Raw genomic sequence first — 13,197 nt, forward strand, 5'->3', positions numbered from 1 at the left:
GAATGACAGGGGTTAGATGGCGCAGCCAGAGGCGCTGCGCCAGCCGTTTGTTACTTCGCGTAGGCTTCAGTAGACAGCGTCAGGGTGACGTCGTCGCTTACTGCCGGGACATATTTGTCCAGCTTGAAGTCAGAACGCTTGATGGTGCCGGTGGCATCAAAACCAATCGCCTGCTTCTTCACCATTGGATGCTCGCCCTGCTTGTTCAGCGTCGCGTGCAGCGTAACTGGCTTAGTGATGCCTTTCAGGGTCAGGTTGCCTTCAACGTCAAATTTGTTGTCGCCCTTCGCAACCACTTTGGTGCTGTGGAAGGTCGCCGTCGGGTATTTTGCGGTGTCAAAGTACTCAGCGCCTTTGAACTCTTTGGTCAACGCCGCAACGTGGCTGTCGATTTTGCTGACTGGCAGGGTCACGTCAACGCGTGAGGCTTCCGGATGATCTTTATCGAACACCAGAGTACCGGATGCATCCGGGATATCCGCGGTTGGATTTGAGAAGCCAAAATGGTTCCAGGCAACAATTACCGACGTATGCTCAGGGTTCAGCTGGTAGTGCATCGCCTCAGCCTGCGATAACGGGGCGTAGAGGGTTGCAGCAGCTAACAGGGGCAGTGCGATACGTTTGAAGTTCTTCACGGTCAGTTCCTTATGCGGACAAAAGTAGATTGAGTGTGGTCCACTTTGCCCGGAATAGACAGTGAAGAGATTTGTCCGTAATTTTCAAATAAATTCAGCAACTTTATATCGGGTGCTATATATTTTCGCCCCCGGTGAACAGCACACGCCAGCGGCGGCGATCCTGAATCAGCGTGCGGTGCAGCTGCTGCAGATCGATAAGCGTCAGCGCATCAATCTGCGACGCGTCCGGTTCTGCCAGACCATTTTCCCGGCGTAACTGCGCCAGCGGCTGATCCACTTCCTGACTCAGCAGACGCGCTTTCAGTGCCACCAGATCACAACCTGCCAGCGCCTCATTCAGGGAACGCAAAAAGTTGCGGCAGTAGCGCAGCAGAGAGAGCGCGCTGTAATCGGGCGACTGCAGCGCAAACAACACGCCGTCTTCATCGGCACAGCGCATATAGCGGCTGTTAACCACATAACCGATAGGCTGCTCAACGCGATAGCGCTGGAAGAAACGCGGCTCGTAGATCAGCGCCAGCGCGCGCAACGCGGTCAGCTGTTCAGGACGATGCAGCGGAATAAACAGCACCAGCGCGTTATCCGTGCTGGCATGCAGCAGCCGCGTCATGCCGGTTTGCGTGGTCATGCGCTTTGGCGGCGTGGCCGGGTTAACCGGCAGCGACAGCGCGCTCAGCCGCCGGGCAATGCGGGAATGCAGCGCCGCGTTGCCGCCTTTCAGCGCCGCCCGCCAGCAATCCGGTGTAAAGGTTGCCGCCAGTTGGTAGGGCAACTGCCGCAGCAGCGCGCGGATAGCGATACTTTCGACAGGCGATGGCTTGTCCGCTCTAACCGGCAGAGCCAGCGCGGCGACAATCTGGCTGAGCGCCTGGTCAGTCACGGCCTCATCGGCTGTCAGCTGGAGCGTCAGTTGCCATACGCCCTCCACTTCCTGCCAGCTGCCGTTACCGCCCTGATGACGAAGCGCAGCAAACAGCGGACGCAATCGCCGCCCCAGCGCGTCGCCCACCTCTGCGGTAAAGGTTGAGTAAAACTCCGGCCGCAGGATCAGCGTTGCCTGCAGGTCATCTGACTGATGATGCGGCAATGCCACGGCCTGCGCGGGCAGCGGCGCAGGCGTGATGACGGCATCAAGCGGATAGAAATCGAAATTCACCGCGGGCAGCGCCTCAGGCGGCGATGGCTGCCAGTCGGTCAGCGCCAGGCTGAAGCCCTGCGTGACGAGGTTTTCCGTTGCCGGTTGCGGCGTGCAATGGAGCAGCGTGCCTGGCGCGCTGTTCAGTCTTTCCAGCAGCGGCAGCAGTGCAGGCAGCGTTTCATCCGGTGCAAAGCCGATAGCGCGCTGTCGCAGCTGCTCCATCGGTGACAGCGTCACAAATCGCTGCTTCGCCAGCTGATGATAGTGCTGATGTTGCGCCTCACCGGTCTGGCTTAGCGCGTTCAGATAGTGGTCAATCAGAAGATGGACGGTCTCAGGCTGCTGCGTTTCCACGCCCAGCGCCAGCCAGAGTGCGCCGCCCGCCTGATAGATCCACTTCAGCTCCAGCGACTCCGCCAGGCCCTGCTCGCGCAGGGTCGCCAGCAGCGATCCGGGCGCTTCATCCAGCAAAAACTCGCGCCATAACGTGACACCGTCACAATTATTCAGCAGCCAGCTGCGCCACAGCGCGGATGAGGCGGTTCCGGCCAGCTGCCAGCAGGCATTGCCGTTCAGCTGCGGCGGTGGCAAATCCTGCCGCCACTGACCGGCAGGCAGCGCGGCGGCAAACTGACGCGCCCGCTGTTCCAGCTCATCCAGTGTCTGCGGTCCCTGCAGCCAGAGCCGCATATTACTGGCGAAATAGTAGCGCTGATGGAACTGACGCAGCGCCCGTTGCAGCGCAGACATCTCGTCGCCAAAGCTCTCCCGGCTGCCGATGTGGAAGCGCTGAAATTCAGCGGGTGACTGCACGGCATGCAACAGTGCCGCTTCAATGCGGGATGGCTGATGGCGCTGCAGCAGCTGATATTCGGCGTCGATGACCGCCACTTCCTGCGCGATCGCCTGATTATCCAGCAGCGGAGAGACGATCATATCCTGCAGTCGCGCCAGCCCGTCAGCCAGCTGCGACGGCGTCACCTCAAAGAAGAACGCGCTGCGCCGGGCCAGCGTAGTGGCGTTAACCTTGCCGCCCTGCGTCTGGATCCAGCTCATCAGCCGGCCCTCATCCGGCCAGCCGCTGCTGCCGGTGAACAGCAGATGCTCCAGCAGATGCGCCAGTCCGGGCCAGCGTTCAGGCTCGTCGTGGCTCCCTGCGCCCACCTGAATCAGGGCGGCGGCCTGGCTGGCATCAGCCTGATGCACCAGTTCAACCGTCAGACCGTTTATCTCCAGGCAACGCGTTTTCATCAGAGGTTCCGTGTTTTGTAGATCAGTTGCGAGTTGCTGCGGTTGCGGAACTGCAGCTGACCAATTTTAATGTCGCTGCAATCCGCCTCACGCCGGGCTTCAAGGATTTTGCCGTGATGCGGCGATTTGCTGCAGACCGGATCGGTGTTGTCGGCATTGCCGGTCAGCATGAAAGCCTGACAGCGACAGCCGCCAAAGTCTTTCTCTTTCTCATCACAGGAGCGGCACGGCTCCGGCATCCAGTCGAAACCGCGATAGCGGTTAAAGCCGAACGAGTTATACCAGATATCGTCCAGGCGCTGCGTCAGTACTGACGGAAACTCGACCGGCAGCTGGCGCGCACTGTGGCAAGGCAGCGCGGTGCCCTCTGGCGTGACGCTGAGGAAGATCGCGCCCCAGCCCCCCATGCAGGGTTTAGGTCGCTCTTCGTAGTAGTCTGGCGTCACAAACAGCAGGTTGGTCAGATTGCCGGTGGTGCTCATCCGCTCACGGTAGGTTTTCACCACCGCTTCCGCACGGGCGATCTGCTCACGCGTCGGCAGCAGGCCTTCGCGATTGAGCTGCGCCCAGCCGTAGAACTGACAGGTCGCCAGCTCCACGTCATCCGCCTCCAGCTCAATGCAGAGGTCGATGATTTTATCGATCTGGTCGATGTTATGGCGATGCAGCACGAAGTTCAGCACCATCGGATAGCCGTGGGCTTTTACCGCCTTTGCCATCTCCAGCTTCTGCTGAAACGCTTTTTTCGAACCGGCCAGCGCCGCATTCAGGGTTTCGTCACTCGCCTGGAAGCTGATCTGGATATGATCCAGACCCGCCTCGCTGAACGCATCCAGTTTCTTCTCGGTCAGGCCAATGCCGGAGGTGATCAGGTTGGTGTAGAAGCCAAGATCGCGCGCCGCTTTGATCAGCTCCGGCAGATCTTTACGCACCAGCGGCTCACCGCCCGAAAAACCGAGCTGGACGCTGCCCATCGCGCGCGCCTGACGAAAGACCTCAATCCACTGCTCCGTGGTCAGCTCCTTCTCCTGCTGCGCGAAATCCAGCGGGTTGGAGCAGTAAGGACACTGCAGCGGACAGCGATAGGTCAGCTCGGCCAGCAGCCAGAGCGGCGGATTCACGCCAGGTTTATGCGGGGTCACGGAACTGTATCCACTTCTGTTCATAGGCTGACTGCAGGAACTCTAAAACATCCGGCCCTACACCGCCCGCTTCCGGAAAACGGCTATCCAGCGTCGCGATAATCGCGGCGATATCCTTTTTGCCATCCACCAGCTCAAGAATGGCGGCGGCGGTTTCGTTCAGCTTCGCCATGCCTTCGGGATAGAGCACCACATGGGTATCCTGGGCGGCTTCCCACTGCATGCGGTAGCCGCGACGAAACGCGGCAATCGAGTTTTCATTCATCTGTTATACCAGTCGGGTGGTGTGCCACGCCGCCTTGTCGGTGACGGTGTGATAAGGCGGACGTTTCAGCTCGTAAGCCATGGTCATGGCGTCCAGCATGCTCCATAAAATATCGAGCTTAAACTGCAAAATTTCCAGCATCCGGTTCTGCGTTTCCGCGGTAGTGAAATACTCCAGTGCCAGCGCCAGACCATGTTCCACATCGCGGTTTGCCTGACCCAGGCGGCTGCGGAAGTAGAAATAGCCCTCTTCTTTGATCCACGGATAGTGCTGCGGCCAGCTGTCGAGCCGCGACTGATGGATCTGCGGGGCGAACAGCTCGGTCAGGGAGCTGCAGGCCGCCTCCTGCCAGTTGGCGCGGCGGGCGAAGTTAATGTAAGCATCGACCGCGAAGCGCACGCCCGGCAGCACATGCTGCTCTGACAATAATTCTTCGCGCGTCAGCCCGACCGCCTCGCCCAGCCGCAGCCAGGCCTCAATGCCGCCCTCTTCGCCGTTGCTGCCGTCGTGGTCCAGGATGCGCTGCACCCATTTGCGTCGGGTGGCCGGATCGGGGCAGTTCGCCATGATCGCCGCATCTTTCAGTGGAATAGTGGTCTGGTAATAGAAGCGGTTCGCCACCCAGCCCTGAATCTGCTCGCGCGTGGCCTGACCGTTATGCATCGCGATGTGATACGGGTGATGGATATGGTAGTAAGCGCCTTTGTCGCGCAGGGCCTGTTCAAAAGCCTGCGGTGACAGCGTGTCAGTGATCTGCATGATTTAGCCCTGAAGGTGGATCGCCATCCCGTCCCAGCTCACCTCAATTCCCTGCTCCGTCAGAAACTGACGCTGCGGTGACTGCTCGTTAAGGATCGGATTGGTGTTGTTAATGTGGATCAGAATTTTGCGTTCAGCCGGCAGCGACGCCAGCAGCGCCATCAGTCCCTGCTCTTCCGCCAGCGCCAGATGCCCCATCGCTTTGCCGGTATTGTGCCCCACGCCGGTGGTGAGCAGTTCATCATCCTGCCAGACGGTGCCATCAATCAGCAGGCAATCCGCTTTTTGCAGCCACGGCAGGATCACCGCATCCGGCTCGCCCAGACCTGGCGCGTAGAGCAGCGTCTGGCCATTCGCCCGGTTCTCAATAAACAGCGCCACGTTATGGCCAGCCAGCGGCCGGTCGCGATACGGCGAGTAAGGCGGTGCATTGCTGATGATAGGAATCGCGGTGAACTGCAGATCGGTGCAGACATCGACGCTGAACGGCGTCAGTGGCGCAATCGGCCGGTGCTGTAAGCCGCCGTTCCAGTGGGTGAGCATCGGAAAGATCGGGAAGCCGGTGCTGAGGTCGGCATGCACTTCCGGCGTACACCACACCTGATGCGGGCAGCCCTCACGCAGGCTCAGCAGCCCGGTGGTGTGATCGATCTGGCTGTCGGTAAGGATGATCCCTCCGATCGCCGTGCCGCGCAGTACACCTTTACGGGTCAGTTCCGGCGTATGCAGGATCTGCTGGCTGATGTCGGGTGAGGCATTGCATAACACCCAGTCTTCGCCATTATCGCTGAGGATAATCGACGATTGCGTACGTGCCTGGGCCTGGATTGAGCCATTACGCACGCCGTGGCAGTTAGCGCAGTTACAGTTCCACTGCGGAAACCCGCCACCCGCGGCTGAACCGAGGATTTTGATAAACATAGAGGAAAACCAAAAGTTGAAAAAAAATGCCCGCTCAGAGGGCGGGCAGAACGATTAACGGTTGGAGATGTAAAGAGTCACTTCCAGACCGAGACGCATATCAACGAAAGTTGGTTTTTTCCACATGAGTTACTTCCTCTTGGTTAACAGTAAATGAGCTGCCTGAAATCAGCGTGACCGGCAATGAATGAGACCGCCGTCACAATTTCCAGGCAGATGTTGCGCCAATGGCGCGTCGGGATCAAGTCCGGAACGTAAGGAAATTGTTATCACAGCCCGGTCAGTTGTAAAACCCGCTGCCAGTTTCCCCATGCCAGTTTCTCTGTCAGTGTCTGATCATAGCCCGCTTCCTGAAAAGCGGCGAGCAATCGCGGCATTCCGCTGACATCGCCCAGCGCTGCCGGAGGGGTAATCCCGTCGAAATCGGAGCCAAAGGCCACATGGTCGCCGCCCATTATCTTCATCAGGTGATCACAATGCTTAACAATTTCTGTTAATGGTGTGTCAGCGTCGCGTTTACCGTCGGCGCGAAGAAAGGCATTGCCGAAATTGATGCCGACCAGGCCGCCGCTGTCGCGGATCGCCTCCAGCTGATCATCGGTCAGATTACGCGGCTGCGGACAGAGGGCATGCGCGTTGGAGTGGCTGGCAACCAGCGGCGCACCGGAAAGCCGGGCGGTCTCCCAGAACGTCTTACTGTTCATGTGCGACACGTCGATCATCATCTTCAGCTCACCCGCCTGCTGAATCAGTTTTTCACCGGCAGCGGTCAGGCCCGGTCCGGTATCCGGCGAGCCAGGAAAGGTGCCACTGACGCCTTCACCAAAGCGACTGCGCAGGTTCCAGAATGGCCCGATGCTGCGCACACCGGCCTGCCAGAAGGCGTGCAGTTGCTCACCCTCCTCATCCAGCGCATCGGCACCTTCGATGTGGGCCACCATCGCCAGCACACCGTCGGCGCGGCAGGCGGCAATGTCCTCACTGCTGCGGCAGAGTCGCGCCCGTCCGCCGGACGCATCGGCCAGCTGCTGCAGGATGCCGAGCTGCTGCCACATGATCTCCAGCGGCTGATACGGCTCCCCGGCGCGTGCCGGAATGGTGCGGGCGATGTACTCCTGCGGCGGCACAAAGATCGCAAACAGCCCCCCGCCCATTTCGCCCTGCTGAATGCGCGGAAAGTCGAGATGGCCCCGTTCAATACCCTGAAAAAACGCCTGCGCAGGCGCATCGCGATGATGCAGCCAGAGGTTGAGCAACAGATCGTTGTGACCGTCAAAAATCAGCATAAGCGTTCACCCAAAGAAACAGGCGACCATGCTAACCCCACCTGGCGGATTCATCAAACAGACGCACGCAGCGTGTTGTCACTTTTGCGCATCAGGTTGTCAGCATTGCGCGCGCGGCCCGCAGGGCGTGTCGGCAGACTGGTAAAAAAACAAAAGGAGATTCCTGTGCTGACTCAACCTGCTGATAAATATCGTGCCTCCCCGGTCGTGTCCCTGCCCGACCGCCAGTGGCCTTCGCGCCAGCTCACCCAGGCTCCGCGCTGGCTCTCTACCGATTTGCGTGATGGCAATCAGGCGCTGGCTGAACCGATGGATCGGGAGCGGAAGATGGCCTTCTGGGATCTGCTGCTGCGCTGCGGGTTCCGCGAGATTGAGGTCGCCTTTCCCTCGGCGTCGCAGACGGATTTCGATTTCGTCCGCGATCTGATTGAGCAGCAGCGCATCCCGGAGGAGGTGACGTTACAGGTGCTGACCCAGGCACGCGAGGATCTGATTGCCCGCACGTTTGTCGCGCTGCAGGGTGTGCCGCGCGCCATTGTGCATCTCTATAACGCCACCGCGCCGCTGTTTCGCGAGCGGGTGTTTAAACAGAGCAAAGCGGAAATCGTCGCGCTGGCGACGGCCGGTGCACGGCAGATCCGTGCGGAATGCGAGGCGCAGCCGGAGACCCAATGGACCTTTGAATATTCCCCGGAGACCTTCTGCTTTACCGAGCCGGCGTTTGTGCTGGAGATTTGCGAAGCGGTGGCCGATGTCTGGCAGCCTGACGCGCAGCGGCCGATGATCATTAACCTGCCCGCCACGGTGGAAGTGAATACGCCCAACGTCTATGCCGATCAGATTGAGTTTTTCTGCCGTCACTTCAGCCGCCGCGACGCCGTCTGCATCAGCGTGCATCCGCACAACGATCGCGGCACCGGCGTCGCCTGTGCCGAACTGGCGCTGCTGGCGGGCGCTGACCGGGTGGAGGGCTGCCTGTTTGGCAACGGCGAACGCACCGGCAATGTGGACCTGGTAACGCTGGCGCTGAATCTCTATACCCAGGGCGTGTCGCCGCAGCTCGATTTCAGCCAGATGCATGAGGTTATCGAGGTGGTGACCCGCTGCAACCAATTGCCGGTTCATCCGCGTCATCCCTATGCGGGCGAACTGGTCTTCACCGCCTTCTCCGGTTCTCATCAGGATGCAATTAAAAAAGGATTCGCCATCCGCGCCGAACGGCAGGAGAAAGAGTGGCAGATGCCCTACCTGCCGCTGGATCCTGCCGACATTGGCTGCAGCTATGAGGCGGTGATCCGCGTGAACAGTCAGTCGGGAAAAAGCGGTGCCGCCTGGCTGCTGGAGCAGAATCACGGGTTACAGATGCCGCGTGCGCTGCAGCAGGATTTCAGCCGCTGTGTTCAGCAGGAGACGGACCGGCACGGCGGCGAGATGACGCACTACGCGCTGTGGCAGCTCTTCTGCCGCCAGTATGGCGTGACACAGCCTGCGGTGGCCTTGCAGCGGGCAGACAGCCAGAGTGACAGCGGCGGACAGACGCAGATCAGCGCCAGCGTCGTGGTTCAGCAGCGCTCGCTGACATTGAGCGGTAGCGGAAACGGCTGGCTGTCGGCGGCGGTGAATGCCCTGCGCAGCGCGTTTGACCTGCAGCTGACCATTGAGGACTATCACGAGCATACGCTGGGACGGCGCAGCGACAGCCGTTCTGTAGCCTATATCAGCTGCGTGGATGCCCGTGGTGTACGGGCCTGGGGAGTGAGTATTGATAACGATACGGCCCGCGCCGCATTGCAGGCGCTGCTCAGCGCGGCAGGCCAGTTTCTGCAGGCGGAAAGTAGTCAGTGGGCGCAACGCCCAGCAGACGACGAAACATCGCACTAAACGCGCTGGGGCTTTCATAGCCCAGCTCCAGCGCCACCCGCAGCACGGAGTCGCCCTGCGCCAGTCGCGTCAGGGCGATTGCCAGGCGGGCACGACGCACCCAGTCGCTGAACTGCAGGCCGGTTTCGCGCATGAAATGACGGGCCAGCGTGCGGCCCGAAACGTTCATCTGAGCGCTGGCACGCTGCAGCGTCCAGCTTTCACCGGGCGTCTGCTGGATCTGTTCACACAGCGCCTGTAACCGCGGACTGTCGGGCGTCGGCAGCGCAAACGGCAGCACATCCATGCCCCGGATTTCATCCAGAATCAACTCCATCACCCGCTCGGCCCGGCTCCCGGCGCTGTAGTGCTCCGGCAGGCTCAGCGCCGTGACGATCAGCTCACGCAACAGCGGTGAGATCTGCACCACCTGACAACTGGCGGGCAGATCGGCGCGCGCCAGCGGATCGATAAACAGCGTACGCGCCGCCACGCTGCCGGTAATCTGCAGCGCATGGCGGGTAAACGCGGGCAGCCAGACGCCGCGACTCGGCGGCACTAACCAGCTGCCGAAATCCGTCTCGACCCGCACCACGCCGCTCAGCGTGTGGATCAGCTGCGCGCAGGCGTGATGATGCCAGGGTTCGCTGGCACCGTGCAGGTAGTCGTGCGCCAGCGGCACCAGCGGGCGCGTGCTGAAATCAAAATGCTGCTGACTCATTACGCCTTCAGGAAGCGGTAGATGACCGCCAGATCCTCTTCACCGTGTCCGGCGTCCACCGCCTGCTGCCAGAGCTGCGCGATATTCTCCAGCGCCGGTAATGGCGTCTCTGCCGCATCCAGCGCCAGGCGGGCATCTTTCAGCGCCCAGATCAGATGCATCTGCGGCGTGTAATCGTCGCTGGCGATCATTCCGAGCTTCATTTTTGCATACGGCGCGGCCAGCGGACCGCCCTCCAGCACCTGCCAGAGATCGTCGGTGGAAAAGCCGAACTGCTCAGCCAGCCGGGTACTTTCGGCCAGGCTCTGCATCATGCCGATCAGCCAGCTGTTGATGACCAGTTTCATGCGGGTGCTTTTGCCCGCTTCACCCAGCCATTTTGTTCCTTTACTGATGGCGGCAAACACCGTTTCTGCCGCCTGCGCCCTGCTTTGATCGCCGCTGGCCAGCACCAGAATCTGTGCATTTTCTGCTGGCGCTTTGGTGCCGGAGACCGGTGCATCGATCAGCAGCAGATCGGGACGCTTGTCCGCGAAAAAGGCGATCAGCGCGTCGGTTTTTTCCACGCCGATGGTGCCCATCTGGCACAGCGTCGCGCCCTGCTTAAAGGCCTCTATGGCCTGATGCAGCACCTGCTCAGTCGTATCGCCATCGGAGAGCATGGCGATCACCACATCCGCTTCACGCACCGCCTCTTCCGGCGAGTCAGCCAACTGTAAACCGGCCTCCAGCAGATCCTCGCCGCGGGCGCGGGTGCGGTTCCAGCCGTGTACGCGAAAGCCTTTTTTCAGCAGGTTGGCGGCAAATGCGTGCCCCATTGCGCCTAATCCCAGAACCGCCACTTCAGGTTGTTTCATGCTGACTCCCGTAAGTTTTTAGTCTGCATCCGACCACATCGGACGCCTTGTCACTGCAAAAGATGGATTCCAGCCTGGCGGTAAACAGAGAAAAAATCCAGCCCGAAACGGTGTACCCCGGCGCATCAAACCCTTACCATACGCGGCAATTGTTCCACCTGGTTCATTTACGCTTCTTTTTTCAGGCCTCTGATAATGAAAATACTCTCTCTGCGTCAGGCGACGCTGTTGATGTTGCCTGCCATTTTACCGCTGCCGCTGCTGGCGGCGGATAATGACAATACTCTGGTCGTGACGGCCGCCCCGCCGGAAACGGGCCTTAACGAACTCGATACGCCCGCCGCCCTGAGTGTGGTCAGCGGCGACGATATGCGTCAGGCGGCACCGCGCGTAAACCTGTCGGAAAACCTCAGCAGCGTGCCGGGTCTGCAGATCCAGAACAGACAGAACTACGCGCAGGACCTGCAGCTGTCGATGCGTGGCTTCGGCTCCCGCTCAACCTATGGCGTGCGCGGTCTGCGCATCTACGTGGATGGGATTCCGGCCACCATGCCGGATGGTCAGGCGCAGACCTCCAATATTGATATCGGCTCTGTCGATCATGTCGAAGTGCTGCGCGGCCCGTTTTCGGCGCTGTATGGCAACGCCTCGGGCGGCGTGATCAATGTCACCACCCAGCAGGGTCAGCAACCGACCACACTGGAAGCCAGCAGCTGGTACGGCAGTTACGGCAGCTGGCGCAACAGCGTCAAAGCCAGCGGTGCCACCGGTGACGGCAGCCACGCCGGGGATGTGAACTACACCGTCTCCGCCTCCCGCTTTACCACCCACGGCTATCGCGATCACAGCGAAGCGCAGAAGAACCTCGGCAACGCGCGGCTGGGTGTGCGGATCGATGATGTCAGCACCCTGACGCTGCTGTTTAACAGCGTTCACATCGACGCGCAGGATCCCGGTGGCTTAACCGAAGCGCAGTGGCGTGACAATCCGCGCCAGGTGGTCAGCAACGTCCCGCTCTACAACACCCGTAAAACGGTAGATCAGACGCAGGGCGGCCTGCGTTATCAGCGCCAGATGAGTGAAAACGATGACCTCAGCGTGATGCTCTATGCCGGGATGCGCGAAACCACTCAGTTCCAGTCGATCCCTGCCGCCGTTCAGCGCAACCCGGCCCATCCCGGTGGCGTAATCGCCCTGACCCGCCACTATCAGGGCGTCGATACCCGCTGGACCCATCGCGACACGCTGCTGTCGATCCCGGTGGCGGTGACCGGCGGCCTCGACTACGAAACCATGACCGAGCGCCGCAAAGGTTATGAGAACTTTACGGTCAGCAACGGCGTGACGCAGCTGGGCGAACAGGGCAATTTGCGCCGCAACGAACGCAACCTGATGTGGACGATCGATCCCTATCTGCAGAGCGCCTGGCAGCTGACCGATAAGCTGTCACTGGATGCAGGCGTGCGCTTCAGCACCGTTAACTTTGATTCAAATGACTTTTATGTCCGGCCCGGTAACGGCGACGACAGCGGCGATGCGCGCTATCACAAGTGGCTGCCTGCTGCTGCGCTGAAGTATGCCTTTGACCCCAGCTGGAACGCGTGGATCTCCGCTGGTCGCGGCTTCGAAACCCCGACCATCAATGAGCTTTCATACCGTTCAGATGGCGCGACGGGCCTGAATCTGGGGCTGAAACCGGCCACCAGCGACACGCTGGAGATCGGCAGCAAAAAACGCATCGGCAATGGCATTGTCAGCGCGGCGCTGTTCCAGACCGATACCCGTGATGAGATTGTTGCGGATACCAGCAGCGGCGGACGCACCACCTATAAAAATGCCGGTCAGACCCGTCGTCGCGGTCTGGAGCTAAGTCTGGATCAGCAGTTTGCCTGGGACTGGCGGCTGAAGATGGCCTATACCCTGCTGGATGCGCGCTATCGCAGCAACGCCTGTGGCAGCGAGAGCTGTGACGGCAACCGCATCCCTGGCATCGCCAGAAATATGGCATACGCCGGACTCGGCTATCTGCCGGAACAGGGCTTTTATGCAGGCAGCGAAGTGCGCTATCTGAGCCAGATCGCCGCTGAAGATCAGAATGCGGTGAATACCCCGTCCTACACCGTGGCGGCGGTAAACAGTGGCTATAAGTGGCTGGTAGATAACTGGACGCTGGATCTGTTTGGCCGGGTCGATAACCTGTTTGACCGGCGCTATGTGGGTTCAGTGATTGTGAATGAGAGCAATGGTCGCTACTTCGAATCGGCACCAGGCCGCAACTACAGCGTCGGTTTAACGCTGGGTTACGCCTTCCGCTAAACCATCCGGGCCACCGTTGCGGTGGCCCGGATCTTACCTTCAC

Annotated in this window: 12 protein-coding genes; 2 read left to right on the plus strand and 10 right to left on the minus strand. The window is 60.3% G+C overall.

Annotated elements, in window-relative coordinates; translation table 11 throughout:
• Positions 1-50: 50 nt before the first annotated feature.
• The 8 genes from PU624_RS13615 to PU624_RS13650 form a co-directional block, all read right to left on the minus strand.
• A complete protein-coding gene (locus PU624_RS13615) occupies positions 51-635 on the minus strand; it encodes a YceI family protein (protein WP_179895795.1) in 585 nt (194 codons plus the stop codon).
• A 115-nt stretch (positions 636-750) separates the two neighbouring features.
• Positions 751-3,027 (minus strand): pyrroloquinoline quinone biosynthesis protein PqqF, encoded by a 2,277-nt coding sequence (gene pqqF, locus PU624_RS13620; RefSeq protein WP_283545417.1) that lies wholly within the window; start codon positions 3,025-3,027, stop codon positions 751-753.
• Positions 3,027-4,193 carry a pyrroloquinoline quinone biosynthesis protein PqqE gene (gene pqqE, locus PU624_RS13625; protein ID WP_502921569.1) on the minus strand — a complete coding sequence of 389 codons (1,167 nt, stop codon included), beginning with the start codon at positions 4,191-4,193 and terminating at the stop codon, positions 3,027-3,029. Before pqqE ends, pqqF begins: the two co-directional genes overlap by 1 nt.
• Positions 4,156-4,434, minus strand: coding sequence for a pyrroloquinoline quinone biosynthesis peptide chaperone PqqD (gene pqqD, locus PU624_RS13630; RefSeq protein WP_283545419.1), 279 nt, complete (start codon positions 4,432-4,434; stop codon positions 4,156-4,158). The genes pqqE and pqqD overlap by 38 nt, the downstream gene beginning before the upstream one ends.
• A 3-nt stretch (positions 4,435-4,437) precedes the next feature.
• A complete protein-coding gene (pqqC, locus tag PU624_RS13635; protein ID WP_010245074.1) occupies positions 4,438-5,193 on the minus strand; it encodes a pyrroloquinoline-quinone synthase PqqC in 756 nt (251 codons plus the stop codon).
• Between the two features lie 3 nt (positions 5,194-5,196).
• Positions 5,197-6,114: a pyrroloquinoline quinone biosynthesis protein PqqB gene (pqqB, locus tag PU624_RS13640; protein WP_283545420.1), complete on the minus strand. Its 918-nt coding sequence runs from the start codon at positions 6,112-6,114 to the stop codon at positions 5,197-5,199.
• Between the two features lie 54 nt (positions 6,115-6,168).
• A complete protein-coding gene (pqqA, locus tag PU624_RS13645; protein WP_010245082.1) occupies positions 6,169-6,240 on the minus strand; it encodes a pyrroloquinoline quinone precursor peptide PqqA in 72 nt (23 codons plus the stop codon).
• A gap of 143 nt (positions 6,241-6,383) precedes the next feature.
• The gene (locus PU624_RS13650) at positions 6,384-7,400 is read right to left on the minus strand and encodes a dipeptidase (RefSeq protein ID WP_283545421.1); all 1,017 of its coding nucleotides are present in this window, start codon (positions 7,398-7,400) and stop codon (positions 6,384-6,386) included.
• A 165-nt stretch (positions 7,401-7,565) separates the two neighbouring features.
• On the opposite strand from PU624_RS13650, the gene leuA reads away from it, so the two are divergent.
• Complete coding sequence (gene leuA, locus PU624_RS13655; RefSeq protein ID WP_283545422.1) at positions 7,566-9,281, plus strand: 2-isopropylmalate synthase; 1,716 nt, start codon at positions 7,566-7,568, stop codon at positions 9,279-9,281.
• Here the strand turns inward: leuA and PU624_RS13660 are convergent.
• Both PU624_RS13660 and PU624_RS13665 read right to left on the minus strand, forming a co-directional pair.
• Positions 9,202-9,981 carry an AraC family transcriptional regulator gene (locus PU624_RS13660; RefSeq protein ID WP_283545423.1) on the minus strand — a complete coding sequence of 260 codons (780 nt, stop codon included), beginning with the start codon at positions 9,979-9,981 and terminating at the stop codon, positions 9,202-9,204. The two genes, leuA and PU624_RS13660, sit on opposite strands and share 80 nt — an antisense overlap.
• A complete protein-coding gene (locus PU624_RS13665) occupies positions 9,981-10,838 on the minus strand; it encodes an NAD(P)-dependent oxidoreductase (protein WP_283545424.1) in 858 nt (285 codons plus the stop codon). Before PU624_RS13665 ends, PU624_RS13660 begins: the two co-directional genes overlap by 1 nt.
• 195 nt (positions 10,839-11,033) lie before the next feature.
• On the opposite strand from PU624_RS13665, the gene pqqU reads away from it, so the two are divergent.
• Positions 11,034-13,154 (plus strand): TonB-dependent receptor PqqU, encoded by a 2,121-nt coding sequence (gene pqqU, locus PU624_RS13670; protein ID WP_283545425.1) that lies wholly within the window; start codon positions 11,034-11,036, stop codon positions 13,152-13,154.
• The last annotated feature ends 43 nt before the right edge of the window (positions 13,155-13,197 follow it).

Origin of the sequence: Pantoea sp. Lij88 (genome assembly GCF_030062155.1) — a bacterium.
Classification (GTDB): Bacteria; Pseudomonadota; Gammaproteobacteria; order Enterobacterales; family Enterobacteriaceae; genus Pantoea.